This is a genomic window from Vibrio kasasachensis (assembly GCF_050337565.1).
GTDB classification, from domain to species: Bacteria; Pseudomonadota; Gammaproteobacteria; order Enterobacterales; family Vibrionaceae; genus Vibrio; species Vibrio kasasachensis.
Window position 1 is genome coordinate 78633 of record NZ_JAKJTB010000020.1, and the last position, 19014, is coordinate 97646.

The window sequence follows — 19014 nt, forward strand, 5'->3', positions numbered from 1 at the left end:
ATCACGCTAATACGTTCTCCAAAATATTTTGGTACATATCAGTCAGTTTTTCGAGATCGGCAATGCTGACACATTCATTGACCTTATGAATGGTGGCATTGACAGGGCCTAATTCAACTACTTGACCGCCCATTTTGGCGATAAAACGCCCATCTGAAGTACCACCGGTAGTGAGCAGATCAGGTGCTTTATGGTTTACATCCGAAACGCCTTTAACCACAGCATCTAATAGTGCTCCAGCATCGGTCAAAAATGGCTGTCCACTCAATGTCCAATTGAGCTCGTAGTCCAAACCGTGAGCATCAAGAGTTGAATGTACGCGACGCTTGATGTCGCTGTCGGTTAATTCAGTACTAAAACGGAAATTAAACTGTACATCAAACTCTCCTGGGATCACGTTTGAAGCGCCTGTACCTGCAGCGAGGTTGGGAATTTGAAAACTGGTTGGTGGAAAGTAGTCGTTACCGTTATCCCACTTAGTCGTAGCAAGCTCAGAGAGTGCTGGCAACGCCTGATGAATAGGGTTATTAGCTAGGTGAGGGTATGCAACATGCCCTTGAATACCATTAACGCGTAAATCGCCAGTTATAGAACCACGGCGACCGTTTTTCACTACATCGCCCACTGCGTGAGTGCTCGAAGGCTCACCAACAATGCACATCTCAATGTTTTCATTGCGCGCCATTAGCGTATCAACTACACGGGTTGTACCGTTGATGAAGGGACCTTCTTCATCGGAAGTGATGAGAAATGCCAGTGAGCCGTTGTGATTAGGGTGCTGTGCGATAAAGCGTTCAACCGCAATAATCATACAGGCTAGTGAGCCTTTCATATCCGCAGCACCACGACCATGTAAATACCCTTCGATTACAGTGGGTTCAAATGGTGAGGTATGCCATTGGTCAAGTGGACCCGCAGGCACGACGTCAGTGTGACCTGCAAAGGCAAATAATGGTGCTTGGTTGCCACGTCTTGCCCAAAAGTTAGTGGTGTCTTCAAACACCATCACTTCAATCTCAAACCCTAACGCCTTTAGGCGTTCTATCATTAATTGCTGGCAACCCGCGTCTTCAGGGGTTACTGATTGACGGCTGATAAGATCTTTTGCCAGAGCCAATACAGGGCTGTCTGTCATCCTTGAAATCCTTTTTGTTATGCAAAAATCGCAGCGTATTGATCCGCTTTAAATCCAATATGATATTGGTCATTAACCAATAAAATAGGGCGTTTAATCATCGCTGGTTGTTCTATCAGCAATTCTAACGCGCTTTGTTCGTTGAGGTTGTCTTTTTGTTCTTGGTTTAGCTGGCGAAAAGTTGTACCGCGCTTATTTATTACATTTTCCCAACCTAATGCTTGGCAAAAAATAGCCACCATTTCTGAATCAACACCTTGCTTACGGTAATCGTGAAATTCAAAGGAAATGTTACCGGCTTCAAGCCATTTTTTTGCTTTTTTAATCGTGTCGCAATTGGGAATTCCGTACATAGTAACAGTCATATTTTCATCCATTTGAACTAGAGATCAGTGAGATGAACACAGCTTACCGTTACAGACGATTTTGCTCAAGCTGACTAGCTGCTGGAGGCACCGGTGTATGCTTTATTTGAAGGTGTTTTTTAGGGTAAGGCTAAAAATAACGCATTTCACGACAACGTATAAAATGTCACGCAGTTGGGTTTTTCGTACACATTTAGTGTCAAATTGAGCATTGTTGGTGACTTTTTTGTTATTTTTGATTTTTATCAATAACTTTGTGAAAGGGCAAAAGTGTGACGCATATATTTTGATGAGTAAAAAATACACTTGAAAAGAGGGTAGTAAGACCAGTTATTGATCAAACGCAACATATTGTTTGGATAAAGAGAAATAATATGCCCTGAAGTTTATAGGAGGTATCAATGGAACTGAGTCCTGTGTTTGCAAGGCGTTTGTATTTGGCTCTTCTCGTCGAAAGTTTAGAGCGACCAAATGTTCCTAAATTAATTGAGCAAACTGGCTGGCCACGTCGAACTATTCAAGATGTGATCAAAGCGCTGCCGGGCATCGGAATTGAGCTTGCATTTGTACAAGACGGTAGGCGTCATAATGATGGTTATTATCAACTATCAGATTGGGGTCCTTTCGATAGCCAATGGGTAAGTGAGCGAGAATCCGATATTGCTTCTAGCTTAGGTTTTAGAGCTTAGCTTTCTCGTCAACCACATTTATATGCATTCCCTACCACCGTAAATGAGGTGGTAAAATCCTGTGGAGCTATCATAAATACGGTATTCGCGCCAAGTTTCTTGGCGCGATTTTTTATGTCGTTCAGTGCGCCTTGCACCATGGCATCATTAGTGAAAAACAAATAAGAATACCAATGTCCTTCGGTACCAGTTACTTCTCCTAGCCAAACGCATTCGTCGGCATTAAATCCATAATCTAACCTTACATGCACTTCAGATGCTTTATCTTCTAGTGTGGTGACAGGGGTACTGCATCCAGATAAAAGTACCCCAATCATTAAAGCTATGCTGGTGTTACGCAGACTGTGTGACATAAATAATGAATCCAATCCAACTAATGATAAGTAGAGTCCATGGGAGTATAGCGTTTTTCGCTGGTGGTGTTGTCTCGGTAACCGGTTGTTGCTTGACTTCGTGATCATTCCCTTGCTCTACGCGCTTAGTTTTGAGCGTTTTCTTTTTGGCTTTGTCTGCTTGGCGCGATTTTTCTTTTTGTTGCTTCTTATAGACAGCTATGCCTTTTTCAATGCCCAATGCTATCAGTTTAGTTTGTTCTTTAGTTTGACCTGTTTTTTGTGTGGCTTTCGCAACGGCCATTGCTTCTTGCTGTGTTTGCTGAGATGGAACAACTTTGTTTTTCATCGTTTTTATGTACTGCGGGATCAAAGATAACCTTATCCTATCACGATATAATCCTTTATAAATCGCACAATCCATCAAGAGGCTCATTTCATGAAAAAAGTACTTATTGTGAGTCTGTTGCTTTCTGTTCCGATGTTTTTTGTATTGCGCGGAACGCCGCCAGAATTAGATGTGTTGCAGCGAGGAGTATTTACCCATCAGCAGAAGATGTCTGATATTCAAACCAAATTGAAACAAGATCCGAATCAAGCTGATTTATGGTTTCAACTTGGGCATGGTTATTTGAATCAGCAAGATTTCCAGTCGGCATTTACCTGCTTTGATTACGCTGTTCGACTCAATGAAAAACCAAGTGCTAGCCAAATAGCAGCTAAAGCAACGGCAATCTACTATCTGGGAAATCAGCATATTACTAATGAAGTAAAGGCATTGTTTGAGCAGAGTCTTCAGCTTGAACCTGATAACGTTACTGTGCTGACTTTAATGGCGAGTGATCATTTTATTAGTCTTCGCTATGCGCAAGCGGTGGCTGTGTGGACACAATTGCTTGAATCAGAGAACACTGATTTAGATCGTGTATCAATTATCCACTCTCTCAATCAAGCCAAACAAATGCAAAATTCACAGTAGTGTATCCCCAAGAATCCTAAAGATGCTTAGGTCAGAGCCCCCCGAGTTAGAACAAAAAAAGAAGCCAGCTTAATTGCTGGCTTCATGGTTATGTTGCTTATCTAGTATTCTGCTTCACGCTGCTCTGCTTTTTTATCCCATTCAGGAACAACGGTTTCTAGGAAGTGTTTCTTCTCGGTATTCATCTTGTCCATATCCATACCGAGCGCTTTTTGAGCATTCGCTTTGGTTGAAATGTCAGGTAGTTTAATAGGGTCGGTAATGCCTTTTTTCGCCAGTAAACGAATCAACTTAGTACGAGCGTCGGCAGCCCTATCTACTGAAGTACCTAATACCTCTAGCGCAACTTCTGGTGCGTGCATATGGACGCCATGTGATGCGATAGCATAATCCCAACGCCACTGTGCATGACGAATATCTTGCAAGATATCTTTCATCTCTTCTTCGGTTGCACCTGCATCCCATGCTGCGCCCGCTTCAAAGTGAGCGGCAACAATTTGTTTCTCAGCGGTGAGCTTCATGTTTAGTACTTGTGCTTTACGAGTGTTGACGATTTCAAGCATCTGGTCTTTTGTCTGAGTGTGACAATTTGCACAGGTATCTTCAAAACGGTCAAACGGGTTGCCGACTTTATGATCGGTGTAAACTGTGCCATCTTCTTTGGTCACTTTAGGCATGTGACAATCTACGCACACCACTTTGTTTTTGCCATGAATACCATCACGCCAAGTTTCGTAACCCGGGTGTTGAGCTTTTAGCATTGGGGCCTTAGAGACTTTGTGAGTCCAATCTTTAAATCCAAGCGCGTCGTAGTATTTCTCCATATATTCTACCGTTGTGCCCATATCCCATGGGAACTTCACTGATTTGTTCTCTCCTGTGAAGTAGTACTCAACGTGACATTGTCCACATACCGAAGCTTGTTGGTCTAAGCGAGATTGTTTTTCAAATGGTTTGTCGATCGCTTTGAATGCTCTTTCAACGTAAGGCTTGGCTAATGCTAAGGCTGGCTCACCATTTTTAAACTCGTCACTACGGGTCTCATGGCAGTCTGCACAGCCAATAGGATTGACGATTTGATCACCTAAACGTGCCCATTTTCCGGAGAAATAGCCATCTTCGCCTCGTTCGTCAATCGTGCGTCCGACATCTGGGCTTTTACAGCTCCAACATGCCATTGGCATTGGTCCTGATGTTTCATCAGTTGGGGCGCCAGTGCGCAGCGTTTGGCGTACATCGTCTATTGCGTAAAAGTGACCACGTGCTTTGTTATAATCTTTAGCAAAACCGTAGCCCGCCCAAAGAATGACCATGTTTGGGTCGTCAGCAAGTGCGTCATCTAAACTGTCGCTTTCAGATGTTGCTTTCCAAGAATGGTATTGATCAGGGTGCTGCTGCTCATATGCGTCGTTACGAGGGTCGATTAGGTCTTTATTTTCAGGTGCAGCAATGCTAGTGGCACTTATTACTGAACTCGCCACTATCACTAATGCTGCAACGGATGTTTTTATCCAGTGCGATTTTTCCACAGTGCTATCTCCATATTCTGTTTTTTATTAGCAGCGTTGTGTTCTGACTATATTCCAAACTAAGAATTGGAGTTGCTGATTCACAGTGTAATAAAGTGTAAGCGTTTGTTTTTTAGCCATTCCAGTTTGATTGTTTCAGATCAATTTTTATAGGTGATCAAAGTCATAAATAATTAAGCATACCCCTAAAGTGGTAGCGGTATATATTGTTATGATAATGGGAGTCATTATCGTTAACGCATTGATTTTATAGGCTTGCAGCTAAGTTGGTGATGGTGATCTAGTTTTAACATTGAGGTGGTGTTGTTGAATAAATAGGCGAGTAGACTAATAACTAGCGTTGTGGCTTTTCCAAAATAAGAATTTATTTCGTTTGGCACATTATATATGTGTTGAAGGATTTTAAATTTTATCCATTTTAATTTTACTTGAATTATATCGAGTGGAATAAGAATGGTAACGAGGAAAGGATAATATGGGCAATATAAAATTGGCCATAGTCATGATGCTGAAATTCATCCTCTCATCATGTCTCTATGGTTATTCTCTTCATGCCGTTGCCGATACGTCAGCAGTTGAGGTTAGTCCTCAATCTACACGTCATGAAGTCGCTCTTACTCGTGATAAAGACTACAAGTGTATTCAATGTCACAAGGACTCCAAAGAAACGCTATTAGGCTCGCATGGCGATGAAGCGCTTAAGTCGCTAGGACGCGATGTAAATTGTGTCGATTGCCATGTCAGTATTGGTCCTGATCACCGTGAAGGTGCGCCTCAGGTCACTAAGTTTAGCAGCGCTCAATCTCAGCCTGGTCACGGAAAAACTCAGCTCGACCCAGAGGCGATTCTTAAAGCAAACAGTCAATGTACTGATTGCCATCAGCCACCGAAGTTACGTGAATATAGCTGGACACATGATGTGCATGCTAAGAATTTGACCTGTTCAAATTGTCACGATGTTCACGCAAGTGATGCGAAGGTGTTGGGGCTTGAACGTAAAGGGCGCATTAAACTGTGTGTCGACTGCCACTCTGATATGACTCAGTTGAAGGAGGAGAAGTAGTATGAAATGTTCTAGACGAAACTTCTTAACGGGTACAGGGGCAGTCATTTTTACAACTGGTGGTGTCGGTCTGTCTGTGTTGAGCAGTCAGAAAGTTGCTGCTGATGAGCCCTCCTCTCAGGTAAAACGTTATGGAATGGTCCATGATGAGACTGCATGTATCGGCTGTACCGCGTGTAGTGATGCTTGCCGCGACGTTAACAAGGTTCCGGAAGGTGTGTCGCGCTTAGAGATCTTGCGTAGTGAGCCTCAGGGTGAGTATCCAGATGTGTCTTATCGATTTACTCGCAAGTCATGCCAGCATTGTGAAAACCCACCTTGTGTCTACGTTTGCCCTACGGGTGCCGCTTATAAAGATGAGCAAACAGGCATTATTGATGTGCACAAAGAGAAATGTGTCGGCTGTGGTTATTGTTTAGCTGCATGCCCATATCAAGTGCGCTTCTTTAATCCAGAAGATCATTCAGCGGACAAATGTAACTTCTGTCGAGACACGAATCTGGCGGAAGGTAAGCAACCGGCTTGTGTTGAATCGTGCCCGACCAAAGCGCTTATCTTTGGCGATTTAAACGACCCAAGCAGCGATGTTAACCAAGTGATTGAGAACAAAGTGGTATATCGCGACAAAGTACAGTTAGGAACCAAACCTAAGTTGTACAAAGTGCCTCATCAAAAAGGGGAGATATCATAATGAGTGGATTTGAGAGTGCGTTTCAATTTGATTCTCTGGTGTGGGACTGGATCATTGCGGTTTATCTCTTTTTGGCAGGTATGTCAGCGGGTGCGGTAATGATTGCGCTCTATCTTAAGCGCCGTGTTATTGAAGGTGACCCTGCCAACAATGGCATCATCAAGGCGATGGCATGGCTTGCGCCATTTGGCATAATATCGGGTCTGACAATTCTTATCTTCCACCTCACTAAACCTCTATCCTTTTGGAAGATAATGGTCTTTTTTAACCCTACATCAGTGATGTCGATGGGGGTGATTTTATTCCAAGTCTATATGGTGGTGTTGTTTATTTGGATTGGAATGATCTTTAGAGCGCCGATCATGAACTGGTTTGATGGTAAGTTACCAGATGGGTTACTCAATTGGGCTGATGCCCTGTTGATTAAGCTAAAAAATAGCAGCAATGCCATTGAGCTATTTCTTGGTTTCCTCGCCATTATATTGGCTGCCTATACTGGATTTTTGTTATCGGCATTGAAAACTTACCCAATGCTCAATAATCCAGTTTTGCCTATTCTGTTCCTTTTCTCAAGTATCTCTTCTGGGGTCGCTGCTTGTTTAATGTTTGGTGTCTTGGCGTTTAAAGAGCCAGCGTCAAGTCCGAGTGTATCTTGGGTTCACTATATTGAACGCCCTGTGGTGATGTTTGAACTGTTTGTGTTAGTGGCTTTTTTCACTGGTTTGATCTTCAGTGGTGGTCAAAATGAGCTGGCGGCTTGGAATGCCATTGGTGGTGGTTTTTGGTCAAACTGGTTCTGGTTTGGTGTGGTACTGATAGGGATGGTTTTACCTTTGGTTCTCAACAGTGTCACGTCGAAGCAAACGCGTCATAACGGGGGATATATTTTTGTTGTAACGTTATTGAGTTTGGTTGGCGTACTTATGTTACGCACCTTTATCCTCTATGCAGGTCAGATGACGGTGGTATAACAATGGTAGGAGAGTGGGGGCATTTTGCTCTTATTTGGGTTGTAGTTTCAAGTTCAGTGAGCGCGGTTTATTACGCTTGGCAGAAGTACCAAAAATTGGTTCAACCACTCTCTTTATCTAACATCGCTAGGCTGAATGGCTTATTGGCGACATTAAGCCTTATTTTATTGGCGGTTATGTTCGTTCAAGACCAGTTTCAATATGACTATGTGGCATCACATTCCAATATTGCACTCCCTGTCTATTTCAAAGTGGCAGCCGTATGGGGTGGGCATCAAGGTTCGATGCTTTTTTGGGTATTTACCTTGTCGTTATGGTCGGCGCTCATTTCACTGAAAAAGAGCAATGATTGCCGTTTTATTCAAGATGTTCTGTGGGTGATGACGCTGTATGTTGCAGCGTTTGGTTGGTTTACTATTTTGGCATCTAATCCATTTAGTTTTTCGCAAACAATAGTAGAGCAAGGGCGAGATCTGAACCCTATGCTGCAAGATGTAGGTTTAATCTTCCACCCTCCGTTGCTTTATTTGGGTTACATTGGTTTTTCCACCGTATTCGCTTTTGCTTTGGCGGCGTTAATGACCCCAACCTATAGCAACCAATGGATTAGAATGTGTTTACCGTGGGCGCAGTCTGCATGGTTATGTTTAACTGCGGGGGTTTTGGTTGGTTCTTGGTGGGCATATAACGAGTTAGGTTGGGGCGGTTGGTGGTTTTGGGACCCGGTTGAAAACGCTTCCTTGCTGCCTTGGTTGACGGGAACCGCGTTACTGCATGCCATGGTGGCAGTAAGGCGCAATCAACAGATGCAATTGTGGGCGTTGACTCTTGCACTCATCACGTTTTGCTTAAGCATTTTAGGTACATTTATTGTTCGTTCTGGCATTTTGACTTCAGTTCATGCGTTTGCTGTCGATCCGAATAAAGGTATTGCTCTGCTCTTGATTCTTGCTTGCGCAATGTCGGCAGGTTTTGTGTTGCTGATTATTCGAGCTGACTCAATAAAGAGCCGGACTATAGAATCATTGCTTAGCCGAAGTTACCTAATGTTGTTAGCGTTGGGGCTATTGTCTGTTGCCACCTTAACTGTGTTGCTTGGAACGTTTTACCCGATGATTTATCAAATGCTTGGGTTTGGTCAGATCTCTGTGGGAGCCCCATATTTCAATACCTTGTTTCTTCCTTTAACGGTGCTTGTTCTCGGGACAATGGGAATGGTGCCGTTTTTTAAAAGTAAGTCTGGGGTGAATGCATCATGGCGCTTTGTTGGCGTTTTGTTTACGGTTAGCGCTTTGGTGGGTGGGTTGTTTTATACCTTACAAGTAAATGTTGTCAGTTTTACTACCTTGCTTATGTGGGTCGTAGCAAGTTGGGTTGTTATAAGTCATCTATTTTGGGTGGCACGTCATCGTAAAATCACCTTTATGGTACTGGCTCATATTGGAATCGCAGTTAGCTGTGTCGGGGCGATGATGAATGCAGAACACTCTTATGAGATGAATAAAAAAATGTCGCCGGGCACATCAATTAAAATCGCTGACTGGCAAGTTGATTACCTAGAAACAAATTGGTATGTGGGCAGTAATTATACTGCTCAACAAGGCGTGCTGCAGTTTAGCCAAGGTGAGACCTTATTTGTGCTCACACCAGAGCGTCGTCATTATCCTGTGCGCGTGATGAATATGAGTGAACCATCAATACGCAGTGCTTGGAACGGTGACTATTATGTGACGTTGGGACCTAGAGTTAGCGCTGGTGCCTACGCGGTTAAGATTCAATATAAAGCGTATATTAGTTGGGTTTGGATTGGAGCCTTAATCACCGTATGCGGTGCGTTACTTGCGTTAATATCGGGTTATCGAACAAAGGAAAGCTACCATGCTGTTGCACAAGCATAAAATCACATTGTTTATTGTTGGTTTAGGCGCATTTATTACGCTGCTATTGCTGGGGGTCTATTCGCAACCATCAGGGGCAGAGGTCAAATCAACGGTACGACAATTCCCGATACAACAAGTCACTACATTGTTGCAGCAGCAAGCATTAAAGCCTGAATCGCTTCTTCGAGAGGAATATCAACTGGTCAATGTTTGGGCATCTTGGTGTGGCATCTGTCGATCGGAACACTCGTTTCTCAATCAATTAGCCAAGCACGGAGTGCCGATTGTTGGTTTGAATTACCGTGATAAACGTTCCCATGCTTTGAGTTATCTCGATGATCTAGGTAATCCTTATCAAGAGATTATTTATGATCCGAGTGGTAAGTTTTCGATTGACCTTGGTGTGATGGGGACGCCAGAGACTTACTTGATTGATCGCAAAGGAGGTGTTGTCGCTAAATTCAGTGGGGAGTTAGATGAAAAATCATGGGATAGATTCTTTGCCCGTTACTTTGGCTTAAAGGATTAACATTATGCGATGGCTGTTGGTTGTCTGGTTTTTTATCGCCCCCTTTGTATGGGCAGATTCAATGCAAGTTTTCGTGGACTCTACTGATGCGAGAAAAACACAGGTTGAATTGTTTGAGTTTGCCTCACCTGAATTACAGAAACAGGCGATTGAACTTGCCAAGTCGTTACGTTGTCCTCAATGCCAAAATCAAAACTTAATCGAATCAAATTCACCCATTGCGCTTGATCTACGCTTGATTGTGTTTGAAATGATAGATCAAGGACAAAGTGAGCAGCAGGTGATTGATTATATGACGGCTCGCTATGGAGAATTCGTTCGCTATAACCCTGCATTTTCAGCGCGCAATGCGTTACTTTGGGGTCTGCCTATACTGGCTTTACTGTTTTTTATCTACCGAAGCGCTACACAGATTAACTGCCGAAATACCAACCGCTAGTTTCGCACAACTAAGTTTTCTAAATTGATAGCAAAATAATGCTTCAGTAAGCAAAGTGAGTTGTTATAGAGTGGCGACAATATTTTCCGTAACTGAATAAGTCCTGTCTCGTGCTTTACTCAATAGAACAATATGACAAAAATGGTTTTCTCCAGGCACCCAAATGGCTTTGGCTCGGCTGGATGCTGCTAGCGAAAGCATGGGTCGTATTTGTTGTCGCAGGAGCAAGCCGTGATAGTGGATCAACTATATTGAGCTATGTCTATCCTGATCACGATATGCTTTATCTTGGATTAGTGATGGGATTGCCTAGCATTGTGTTGATGTGGTTGATCAGTTTGCGCTCACCTGAACGTCGATGGGTGGCTAAAATCGTCTCTTGGGGGAAACCTATTACATTATTGGTAACGGTGAGCCAATTGGGACAAAGTATTTATCATGTTTATTTGCAATCAGGCGCGTTTAGCTGGGCCAATGGCGTGATCATGTTGGTACTACTGTGGCTCGCCATCTACGTTTACAAGAGTAAAACGGTAAGGGACTGTTTCAAAATCAATGAAACTGATAGCAAGTGATCATAGTCAATACACTGAGCAAAATTAAAATAATCAGGAGCAATTAAATGTCATACCCTCAAACGGCTATTCTTCCAGAAGCGGAACCGTTCGCGCATTACACACAGGTTAAAGTGCGCCAAAACGCACAACAAGTGTTGGTGAAACTGCAAGCTCTACCGGCTCTTATTACTGAATTGAACCAGCAGCAACCAGAAGCAAAATTGACATTATCTATAGCATTCTCGTATGGTTTTTGGAGCCAGCTAAATCAAATAATGCCAGCTGAGTTGATTGAGTTTCCTCAACTAGGGGAAGGCGAAATTGTCGCGCCGACGACTGATGTTGATGTGCTAATTCACCTTCACTCAAATCGTCATGATTTACATTTCTATGTGATGCGTAAGCTGTTAGCCGAGATTGCAGATGACGTTACTGTTGTTGATGAAACAGCAGGCTTCCGTTACTTAGATGCTCGTGATATGACGATGTTCATTGACGGTACTGAGAATCCAAAAGAAGCAGCCCGCCAAGAAGTTGCGATTATTCCTGAGGGTGATTTTGTTGGTGGTAGTTATGTGATGGTGCAACGCTTCATTCATGATCTACCCGCATGGAATCGCTTAAATGTGGCAGCGCAAGAGAAAGTGATTGGTCGTACTAAGCCGGATTCAATTGAATTAGAAGATGTACCAGCAGCATCGCACGTTGGTCGTGTTGATATTAAAGAAGAAGGCAAAGGTCTGAAGATTGTTCGCCATAGCTTGCCGTATGGCACAGTGAGCGGTGAGCATGGTTTACTGTTTATCGCTTACTGCAATAAGCTACACAATTTTAAAACAATGCTTGAAAGCATGTATGGTGTGACAGATGGCAAAACCGATCAGATGTTGCGTTTTACCCACGCCGTTACGGGAGCATATTTCTTTGCCCCAAGCAGTGAGATGCTACAGAGTCTAGCGTTGAAATAGCGTTACTGTTAGTGAACGAGCCGAGCACATGGATGCTCGGTTTTTGTTTTTCTATGTCAAAAATATTTAAAGTTCTCTAGCTGTTGCCGATAAAGAAGTAACGACTTAAAGGCACAAATTTTATGACGATCACGGTTAATACCAATGTCTCAGCAATGATTGCGCAGCGCCACTTAGGCAATGCGACCAATCTGCTGAATCAATCTTTGGAGCGGCTCGCTTCAGGGAGTCGTATTAATAGTGCTAAAGATGATGCTGCTGGCTTGCAGATTTCCAATCGACTTGAGACTCAAATGAGTGGTCTTAATGTTGCTATGCGCAATGCAAATGATGGAATTTCCATTATGCAGACCGCAGAAGGGGCAATGAAAGAGTCCACCAATATCTTGCAACGTATGCGAGACCTATCATTGCAGTCAACTAATGGTGCGAATAGTTCTTCAGAGAGGCAAGCCTTACAAGAAGAAATGGGCGCTTTGAATGATGAATTAAATAGAATATCCGAAACCACCTCTTTCGGTGGTCAAAAATTGCTCAATGGTTCATTCAAAGATGCTGCTTTTCAAATTGGTTCCGGCTCGGGTGAAGCGGTAAATATTACACTCAATAATATGCGTACTGATACGTTAGAAATGGGTGGTTTCAGTTATATAGCATCAACAAAGACTGCGTCTAATTGGGTGGTTGGTAGCGGGTCGCAACAGCTAAATATGTCTTATACCAACGCTCAAGGTAAGTTAGAAAGTATCAAAATTAAGGCCAAAGAAGGCGATGATATTGAACAACTTGCGACTTATATAAACGGGCAGACGGACAAAATTTCAGCTTCTGTGAATGAAGAGGGACAGCTACAAGTTTATATGGCTGGTAAGGAAACTGCGGGGACGATTAGCTTTTCGGGTGATCTTGCCAATCAACTTAATATGAGCTTAAGTGGCTATGAATCGGTTGATGCTATTGACATAAGAGATGCTGGTGGTGCGCAAAGAGCAGTATCTATACTTGATACTGCTTTAGAATTTGTCGATAGCCATCGTGCTGAATTAGGTGCAATGCAAAATCGATTTGGTCACGCCATTAACAATTTGAGTAACATTAACGAGAACTTAGCGGCATCCAATAGTCGCATTAAAGATACAGACTACGCCAAAGAAACCGCGCAACTGGTAAAACAACAGATCCTACAGCAAGTGAGTACCTCTATCCTTGCTCAAGCCAAGCAACAACCTAATCTTGCTATAACGCTACTTGGCTAGTCTCAAAAAAGAGAATTGTATCGACCAGTAAATAAATAGCTTTAGCAAAATATTTTACTTTTTCTCTCTTTTATCCATTTGGTCACACTATTTCTTCTAAACACATTTATATCAAAAAAAACTCACTTTTTTCCTAAAGGTTTGCAGGTATACGCCGTTAATAAAAGTAACTTTGAGAGAACTATTTGGTTTTGCGAGACGTCGGAAACCTGAAACATCAAAAAATCAATTGGAGAAAACACCATGGCAGTGAATGTAAATACTAACGTTTCAGCAATGACAGCTCAGCGCTACCTAAATCAAGCGACTAGCTCACAACAGACTTCAATGGAACGTCTGGCATCTGGTTCGAAAATCAACAGCGCGAAAGATGATGCAGCGGGTCTACAAATTTCAAACCGTCTTAACGTACAAAGCCGCGGTCTCGACGTAGCTGTACGTAACGCGAACGACGGTATCTCTATCGCTCAAACCGCTGAAGGCGCGATGAACGAAACAACGAATATCCTGCAACGTATGCGTGATCTATCGTTACAATCTTCAAACGGCTCTAACACTAAAGCAGAGCGCGGTGCAATCCAAGAAGAAGTAACAGCACTAAACGATGAATTAAATCGTATTGCAGAAACCACATCATTCGGTGGTAACAAACTACTTAACGGTACGTTTACGACTAAATCAATGCAGATCGGTGCAGACAACGGTGAAGCAGTAATGCTAACGCTGAATGATATGCGCAGTGACAATAGTGGCATGGGTGGTACTAGCTACGTTGCAGCTAACGCTAAAGCTGCTGATTGGGAAGTTGGTGCAGGTGCTGTTTTAGATATCGCACTTACAGATGTTGATGGCACAGCGCATGCGATTAAAGTTGAAGCTAAAGAAGGCGATGATATTGAAGAGCTAGCAACTTACATCAATGGTCAAACTGACATGGTAAAAGCATCAGTTGACGAAGAAGGTAAATTGCAGGTTTTCGCTGATAACAATAAAGTTTCTGGTGCCGTAACGTTTGCAGGTTCACTTGCTGGTGATCTAACAATGGGTGCTGGCGTAGCGAAAACTGTAGATAACATCGATGTAACGACTGTTGGTGGTTCTCAAGAATCCGTTGCTGTTATCGATTCAGCGCTTAAATATGTTGATAGCCACCGTGCAGAGCTAGGTGCTTTCCAAAACCGCTTTGAACACGCAGTCAACAACCTAGATAACATTAACGAAAACGTTAATGCATCTAAGAGCCGTATCAAAGATACTGACTTCGCAAAAGAAACGACTGCACTGACTAAATCGCAGATCCTTTCTCAAGCTTCAAGCTCAATTTTGGCTCAAGCAAAACAAGCGCCAAACTCAGCATTAAGCCTATTAGGCTAATCTGTAGAGCGAATAAAAAAATCCAGCTTCGGCTGGATTTTTTGCTTTGTAACGTTTTAAAAAACTGAATGTGAGATTTGGATGAATCTCACGTTTTTTTTATTAAATTATATTATTAGGAAAAAAAAGTAAGTTTTCTCTAAAGGTTATATTTCGTTAGCCGTTAAAGGGCTGAGAGAAATGATATGCATTGAAGTGAGGTGAGAGACACCGAGATGCATAGCCCTATGCCTAAGGAGATCAATAATGGCGATCAACGTAAACACTAATGTGTCTGCGATGACAGCACAGCGCTACGTTAACAATGCAACCGATGGTATGCAGAAGTCGATGGAACGCTTGTCATCTGGCTACAAAATCAACAGTGCTAAAGACGATGCAGCGGGTCTGCAAATCTCAAACCGCTTGTCTTCTCAAAGTCGCGGTTTGGATATGGCAGTAAGAAATGCGAACGATGGCATTTCAATCTCGCAAACAGCGGAAGGTGCGATGAATGAGTCCACCAATATTCTGCAACGTATGCGAGACCTTGCGCTACAGTCTTCAAATGGTTCGAACACTCGTTCAGAACGTGTTGCTATTCAAGAAGAAGTCACTGCACTGAACGATGAGTTCAATCGTATTGCAGAGACCACATCTTTTGGTGGTAACAAGCTCTTGAATGGTCAATTTGGCAGTCAATCTTTCCAAATTGGTTCGAGTTCAGGTGAAGCCGTTCAGCTTACAATGGGCAACATGCGTTCTGATACCACTGAAATGGGTGGCAAATCCTATGCTGTAACAACCGGTAAAGCGGCTGAATGGCGTGTGGATGCGGCTGTCAGTGATATCAAACTTGACTACACCGATGTTGATGGTGAAGCTAAATCTCTAACCATCAATGCGAAAGCGGGCGATGATATTGAGCAGCTTGCAACCTACATTAATGGTCAAAGTGATGATGTTAAAGCTTCAGTAGGCGAAGGCGGTAAGATGCAGTTATTTGCCGCGAACAACAAAGTGGATGGTGATGTCACTATCGCTGGTGATCTAGGTACTGACCTAGGTTTCGCTGCGAGTAAAGAGGTCACTGTTGCTGATGTAGATGTCACCTCTATTGCTGGATCTCAGTTAGCTGTTTCAGTTATTGATGGTGCGCTTAAGTCAGTTGATAGCCAACGTGCCTCACTAGGTGCATTCCAAAACCGTTTTGATCATGCGATCAATAACCTAGAAAATATTAACGAAAACGTAAACGCCTCGCGTGGTCGTATTCGTGATACAGATTATGCTAAAGAAACGACCCAAATGACCAAATCGCAAATTCTGCAACAGGCGAGTACTTCTGTGTTGGCACAAGCTAAGCAGAGTCCGACAGCTGCATTGAGTCTTTTGGGTTAAGGCATAATAATGCCGAGCTGAATAGGTAAGTAAATATACTAAGGTTACTTACCTATGAGGTGGAAGGGAGATTGTCATGGAAATACCATCCTACGCGTCGAACATCCAGTCCTATGGCTCACAAAGTGGCACTAAAATTGCTTCGGAGTATGATAACCCGCAAGGTGTTTCTTTACCTTCAAAGAAGGTAGTGACATCAGAAATGGACCAGTTGACCTCTCGTGGGGTTGAACAAGCTGTGGAAGTTATGCAATCAAGGCAGAAACTTTCAGAGCAAGAGCGCGAGAAAGCGGTAGAGCAGATGAATGATTTTATCTCATCTATCAAAACTGGTTTGTCGTTTCGGATTGACGAGCAATCTGGACGAGATGTTGTGACGATCTTTGAAGAAAGTACCGGTGAAATAATTCGCCAGATACCAGATGAAGAAATGCTAGAAGTTTTGCGACGTCTTAGAGAACAAACTGCCCGATATTCTTCGGGACTGCTGATCGATAAGGTGTAATCGTATTTTTGAGGTGATTGAATGAGTTTAGGCCCTATTGGGATGAATGCTGGCATGGATATCAATGCCATGGTTGGCAAAATTGTTGAAGCGGAGCGTGCCCCCAAGCAGCAACGTATAAACAATGAGCTCAACCAGATTGATTCCAGTATCAGTGCCTATGGTCGACTCAAAGAGTCGCTGGATACGATGAAAAGTTTAATGGCGAGTTTTCGCCAAGAGAAGGCGTTTGCGGCAAGAAAGGTAGAAACTACGGATGATGCCGTCGTGTCAGCAACCGCCACTACTGAAGCGATCGCTGGTCGTTATGCCGTTGATGTGCTGCAACTTGCTCAGAGCCACAAAATTGCCTCCGATGTGTTTCCTGAAGATGCAAAATTTGGTGCTGGTAAGTTGCGCATTTCAATGGGCAACAAATCATTTGTTGTCGATGTAAAAGAGCACTCCAAGTTACCTGATGTTGTGCGTAGTATTAATGGCGATAAAACGAATCCAGGCGTGCGCGCTTCGGTCATTAACGACGTAAATGGCCCGCGTTTAATCGTCGCATCTGAACTTTCTGGTCAAGACAATGCGGTTAGCATGCGTGTTGAAACCGAAAATCCGACCAATCCTTTAAAACAATTCGAATATAAAAGCCTTGAACATCGAGTTTCCGATTTAGAGAAAGCTCGAGCCAATGCTCAAGAGCTACTCAATCCGTTAACCCCTCAAGAGCAGCTCGTCGCTGACCGTATTGCTCAGCGAAATGTTGATGCGGCAAAAAATGTAGATCAAGAAATTGCCGATGCAACCAAACAAGCGGCAACGATTGTCGACCCGAATGCAGCCCAAGATGTTACACCAACTAATCCTGTTTCGGATAAAGCGCTCGCGGCAGCAGCCAGTGCGGGACAAGCTGCGAATAAATACATCAAACCGGAAGACCGCATCCCTGGTTGGACAGAGACGGCATCAGGCACACTGCTTGATTCTTATTGGGAACCAGAACCCGAGTTAGACAGTAAAGCGTTGGAGAAGGCAGGTGATGTCCCGGGTTGGAACAATACCGCCTCTGGTACGTTGACAGATTCCTATGTCACCCCCAAAGAAGCGCAGTTAGCATTGGAAAAAAAGCTGGCGGCAGAACAAGCTGTAATTGAAGCGGCTAATAAAGATGAAATCGACCAGATTGATGCAGCATTAGCTGCGGGCAATTTAAACAGCGCTGAAGCGAGGCAGGCGAAACTGGATTTACTGCCAGTGGAGCAACGAGAATATATACAGCGTATTGAGAGCGCCCAGCGAGACCTTAAAGCTGCCCAGTCATCGTTTGACACATATAGCGGTATGAGCCAAGTGCAAGCCGCACAAAATTCAAAAGTGTTGCTTGATGGCGTCGCGCAGTTGTCGAGCAACAACAATATCATTGAAGATGCGATTGATGGCGTTGACTTAACCTTGAAAGGGCGCACACAGCCCGGTAAACAAGCGTCAGAAATTGACATTGAGTATAACCGACAGGGTGTACGTGAAGATATTGAACAATTTGTCGCTGCCTATAATCAGTTTCATCAGCTGTCGAAAGACTTAGCCAGTGTTGATCCAGTTTCAGGACAAAGAGGTCCACTCGCCGGTGATAGTGTCGTGCGAAGTGCAGATTCAAGACTAAAAGCGGTATTTTCCGCAACGGTAGAGCCCGCCCCGGAAGATCTAAAAACTCTGACTGAATTTGGTATAACGACAACGCGTCAAGGTTCGCTTGAAATTAATGATGAAATGCTTAACAGGCAGCTTAATAACAACTTCAATAAGCTTGAGGATTTCTTTGGTGGCAACCAAGGTTTTGCCAAAAAAGTTGAAGATGCCATTCATGGTATTACCGGCGTACAGGGATCACTTCGTACCCGTGAACAAGGTTTGGTCGAACGAAATTACCGCATTCAAGATGATCAACGAAGCTTGGATAGAAGAATGGATGGTTTAGAGAAACGTACGCATGCCAAATTTACGGCAATGCAAGATTCGACAAGCAAAATGCAACAGCAATTAGCGGGAATGATGAATGCGCTTGGAGGATGATTTTTATACAAAATTGACCATTTTGAGTGATGTAGATCTCATTATTAATAAAGAGCTTTCATCGGGCGACATTAATGCTGAAGAAATTGGAGAGTTGGTCGATAAAAGGGAACAATTATTGCTGAGTCTTTTGCACATGATAGACGAGTCGCCTCAATTAGCTCAAACTGAGCGGTGGCAATCGGCAATCAATCAGACCCAAAAAGTTCTGATATTAATGCAAGAGAAAACTAAGTTGGTCGGTCAATCTTTACATAAATTTCGACATGGCAACAAGTCTGTTCAGCAATACAAAAAGTTTTTATAAAAGA

Annotated in this window: 21 protein-coding genes; 16 read left to right on the plus strand and 5 right to left on the minus strand. The window is 43.2% G+C overall.

Annotated elements, in window-relative coordinates:
• Position 1: 1 nt before the first annotated feature.
• Together dapE and L4C38_RS16650 are read right to left on the minus strand one after the other, a co-directional pair.
• On the minus strand, positions 2–1135 hold the full coding sequence (dapE, locus tag L4C38_RS16645; protein WP_428798679.1) for a succinyl-diaminopimelate desuccinylase: 1134 nt from the start codon (positions 1133–1135) through the stop codon (positions 2–4).
• Positions 1136–1152: 17 nt separating this feature from the next.
• Positions 1153–1500 carry an ArsC family reductase gene (locus L4C38_RS16650; RefSeq protein WP_428798680.1) on the minus strand — a complete coding sequence of 116 codons (348 nt, stop codon included), beginning with the start codon at positions 1498–1500 and terminating at the stop codon, positions 1153–1155.
• Between the two features lie 401 nt (positions 1501–1901).
• Between L4C38_RS16650 and L4C38_RS16655 the strand changes: the two genes are divergently transcribed.
• Positions 1902–2189 (plus strand): winged helix-turn-helix domain-containing protein, encoded by a 288-nt coding sequence (locus tag L4C38_RS16655; RefSeq protein WP_182109694.1) that lies wholly within the window; start codon positions 1902–1904, stop codon positions 2187–2189.
• 8 nt (positions 2190–2197) lie between these two features.
• Here L4C38_RS16655 and L4C38_RS16660 read toward each other — a convergent pair whose 3' ends face one another.
• Both L4C38_RS16660 and L4C38_RS16665 read right to left on the minus strand, forming a co-directional pair.
• A complete protein-coding gene (locus L4C38_RS16660) occupies positions 2198–2542 on the minus strand; it encodes a DUF4156 domain-containing protein (protein ID WP_428798681.1) in 345 nt (114 codons plus the stop codon).
• Positions 2523–2870 carry a DUF2956 domain-containing protein gene (locus tag L4C38_RS16665; protein WP_428798682.1) on the minus strand — a complete coding sequence of 116 codons (348 nt, stop codon included), beginning with the start codon at positions 2868–2870 and terminating at the stop codon, positions 2523–2525. The genes L4C38_RS16660 and L4C38_RS16665 overlap by 20 nt, the downstream gene beginning before the upstream one ends.
• A 90-nt stretch (positions 2871–2960) precedes the next feature.
• Here L4C38_RS16665 and L4C38_RS16670 point away from each other — a divergent pair, with 90 nt between their 5' ends.
• The gene (locus L4C38_RS16670; RefSeq protein ID WP_428798683.1) at positions 2961–3500 is read left to right on the plus strand and encodes a TPR domain-containing protein; all 540 of its coding nucleotides are present in this window, start codon (positions 2961–2963) and stop codon (positions 3498–3500) included.
• Positions 3501–3601: 101 nt separating this feature from the next.
• Here L4C38_RS16670 and nrfA read toward each other — a convergent pair whose 3' ends face one another.
• Complete coding sequence (nrfA, locus tag L4C38_RS16675) at positions 3602–5029, minus strand: ammonia-forming nitrite reductase cytochrome c552 subunit (protein ID WP_428798684.1); 1428 nt, start codon at positions 5027–5029, stop codon at positions 3602–3604.
• 475 nt (positions 5030–5504) lie between these two features.
• Here nrfA and nrfB point away from each other — a divergent pair, with 475 nt between their 5' ends.
• The 14 genes from nrfB (at position 5505) to fliT (ending at position 19010) form a co-directional block, all read left to right on the plus strand.
• The gene (nrfB, locus tag L4C38_RS16680; RefSeq protein WP_428798685.1) at positions 5505–6092 is read left to right on the plus strand and encodes a cytochrome c nitrite reductase pentaheme subunit; all 588 of its coding nucleotides are present in this window, start codon (positions 5505–5507) and stop codon (positions 6090–6092) included.
• A gap of 1 nt (position 6093) precedes the next feature.
• Entirely contained in the window at positions 6094–6783 is a 690-nt protein-coding gene (gene nrfC, locus L4C38_RS16685; protein WP_428798686.1) for a cytochrome c nitrite reductase Fe-S protein, read from the plus strand.
• The gene (gene nrfD / locus L4C38_RS16690; protein WP_428798687.1) at positions 6783–7754 is read left to right on the plus strand and encodes a cytochrome c nitrite reductase subunit NrfD; all 972 of its coding nucleotides are present in this window, start codon (positions 6783–6785) and stop codon (positions 7752–7754) included. Before nrfC ends, nrfD begins: the two co-directional genes overlap by 1 nt.
• Positions 7755–7756: 2 nt before the next feature.
• A complete protein-coding gene (locus L4C38_RS16695) occupies positions 7757–9652 on the plus strand; it encodes a heme lyase CcmF/NrfE family subunit (protein ID WP_428798688.1) in 1896 nt (631 codons plus the stop codon).
• Positions 9633–10163 (plus strand): DsbE family thiol:disulfide interchange protein, encoded by a 531-nt coding sequence (locus L4C38_RS16700; protein ID WP_428798689.1) that lies wholly within the window; start codon positions 9633–9635, stop codon positions 10161–10163. Before L4C38_RS16695 ends, L4C38_RS16700 begins: the two co-directional genes overlap by 20 nt.
• Positions 10164–10167: 4 nt before the next feature.
• Positions 10168–10602: a cytochrome c-type biogenesis protein CcmH gene (locus L4C38_RS16705; protein ID WP_428798690.1), complete on the plus strand. Its 435-nt coding sequence runs from the start codon at positions 10168–10170 to the stop codon at positions 10600–10602.
• Positions 10603–10712: 110 nt separating this feature from the next.
• Complete coding sequence (locus L4C38_RS16710) at positions 10713–11177, plus strand: DUF2919 domain-containing protein (protein ID WP_428798691.1); 465 nt, start codon at positions 10713–10715, stop codon at positions 11175–11177.
• Between the two features lie 47 nt (positions 11178–11224).
• A complete protein-coding gene (locus L4C38_RS16715) occupies positions 11225–12127 on the plus strand; it encodes a Dyp-type peroxidase (RefSeq protein ID WP_428798692.1) in 903 nt (300 codons plus the stop codon).
• Between the two features lie 122 nt (positions 12128–12249).
• Positions 12250–13383 carry a flagellin gene (locus tag L4C38_RS16720; RefSeq protein WP_428798693.1) on the plus strand — a complete coding sequence of 378 codons (1134 nt, stop codon included), beginning with the start codon at positions 12250–12252 and terminating at the stop codon, positions 13381–13383.
• 243 nt (positions 13384–13626) lie between these two features.
• A complete protein-coding gene (locus L4C38_RS16725) occupies positions 13627–14757 on the plus strand; it encodes a flagellin (RefSeq protein ID WP_428798694.1) in 1131 nt (376 codons plus the stop codon).
• A 246-nt stretch (positions 14758–15003) separates the two neighbouring features.
• Positions 15004–16137 carry a flagellin gene (locus L4C38_RS16730; RefSeq protein WP_428798695.1) on the plus strand — a complete coding sequence of 378 codons (1134 nt, stop codon included), beginning with the start codon at positions 15004–15006 and terminating at the stop codon, positions 16135–16137.
• A 76-nt stretch (positions 16138–16213) separates the two neighbouring features.
• Positions 16214–16642, plus strand: coding sequence for a flagellar protein FlaG (flaG, locus tag L4C38_RS16735; RefSeq protein ID WP_428798696.1), 429 nt, complete (start codon positions 16214–16216; stop codon positions 16640–16642).
• Positions 16643–16663: 21 nt separating this feature from the next.
• A complete protein-coding gene (gene fliD, locus L4C38_RS16740; protein WP_428798697.1) occupies positions 16664–18703 on the plus strand; it encodes a flagellar filament capping protein FliD in 2040 nt (679 codons plus the stop codon).
• The gene (gene fliT, locus L4C38_RS16745) at positions 18687–19010 is read left to right on the plus strand and encodes a flagellar protein FliT (protein WP_428798698.1); all 324 of its coding nucleotides are present in this window, start codon (positions 18687–18689) and stop codon (positions 19008–19010) included. Before fliD ends, fliT begins: the two co-directional genes overlap by 17 nt.
• Positions 19011–19014: the final 4 nt, after the last annotated feature.

Coding starts and splice junctions, on each gene's coding strand:
- dapE (WP_428798679.1), bottom strand. CDS start 1,135: ATGACAGACAGCCCTGTATTGGCTCTGGCAAAAGATCTTATCAGCCGT.
- L4C38_RS16650 (WP_428798680.1), bottom strand. CDS start 1,500: ATGACTGTTACTATGTACGGAATTCCCAATTGCGACACGATTAAAAAA.
- L4C38_RS16655 (WP_182109694.1), top strand. CDS start 1,902: ATGGAACTGAGTCCTGTGTTTGCAAGGCGTTTGTATTTGGCTCTTCTC.
- L4C38_RS16660 (WP_428798681.1), bottom strand. CDS start 2,542: ATGTCACACAGTCTGCGTAACACCAGCATAGCTTTAATGATTGGGGTA.
- L4C38_RS16665 (WP_428798682.1), bottom strand. CDS start 2,870: ATGAAAAACAAAGTTGTTCCATCTCAGCAAACACAGCAAGAAGCAATG.
- L4C38_RS16670 (WP_428798683.1), top strand. CDS start 2,961: ATGAAAAAAGTACTTATTGTGAGTCTGTTGCTTTCTGTTCCGATGTTT.
- nrfB (WP_428798685.1), top strand. CDS start 5,505: ATGGGCAATATAAAATTGGCCATAGTCATGATGCTGAAATTCATCCTC.
- nrfC (WP_428798686.1), top strand. CDS start 6,094: ATGAAATGTTCTAGACGAAACTTCTTAACGGGTACAGGGGCAGTCATT.
- nrfD (WP_428798687.1), top strand. CDS start 6,783: ATGAGTGGATTTGAGAGTGCGTTTCAATTTGATTCTCTGGTGTGGGAC.
- L4C38_RS16695 (WP_428798688.1), top strand. CDS start 7,757: ATGGTAGGAGAGTGGGGGCATTTTGCTCTTATTTGGGTTGTAGTTTCA.
- L4C38_RS16700 (WP_428798689.1), top strand. CDS start 9,633: ATGCTGTTGCACAAGCATAAAATCACATTGTTTATTGTTGGTTTAGGC.
- L4C38_RS16705 (WP_428798690.1), top strand. CDS start 10,168: ATGCGATGGCTGTTGGTTGTCTGGTTTTTTATCGCCCCCTTTGTATGG.
- L4C38_RS16715 (WP_428798692.1), top strand. CDS start 11,225: ATGTCATACCCTCAAACGGCTATTCTTCCAGAAGCGGAACCGTTCGCG.
- L4C38_RS16720 (WP_428798693.1), top strand. CDS start 12,250: ATGACGATCACGGTTAATACCAATGTCTCAGCAATGATTGCGCAGCGC.
- L4C38_RS16725 (WP_428798694.1), top strand. CDS start 13,627: ATGGCAGTGAATGTAAATACTAACGTTTCAGCAATGACAGCTCAGCGC.
- L4C38_RS16730 (WP_428798695.1), top strand. CDS start 15,004: ATGGCGATCAACGTAAACACTAATGTGTCTGCGATGACAGCACAGCGC.
- flaG (WP_428798696.1), top strand. CDS start 16,214: ATGGAAATACCATCCTACGCGTCGAACATCCAGTCCTATGGCTCACAA.
- fliD (WP_428798697.1), top strand. CDS start 16,664: ATGAGTTTAGGCCCTATTGGGATGAATGCTGGCATGGATATCAATGCC.
- fliT (WP_428798698.1), top strand. CDS start 18,687: ATGCGCTTGGAGGATGATTTTTATACAAAATTGACCATTTTGAGTGAT.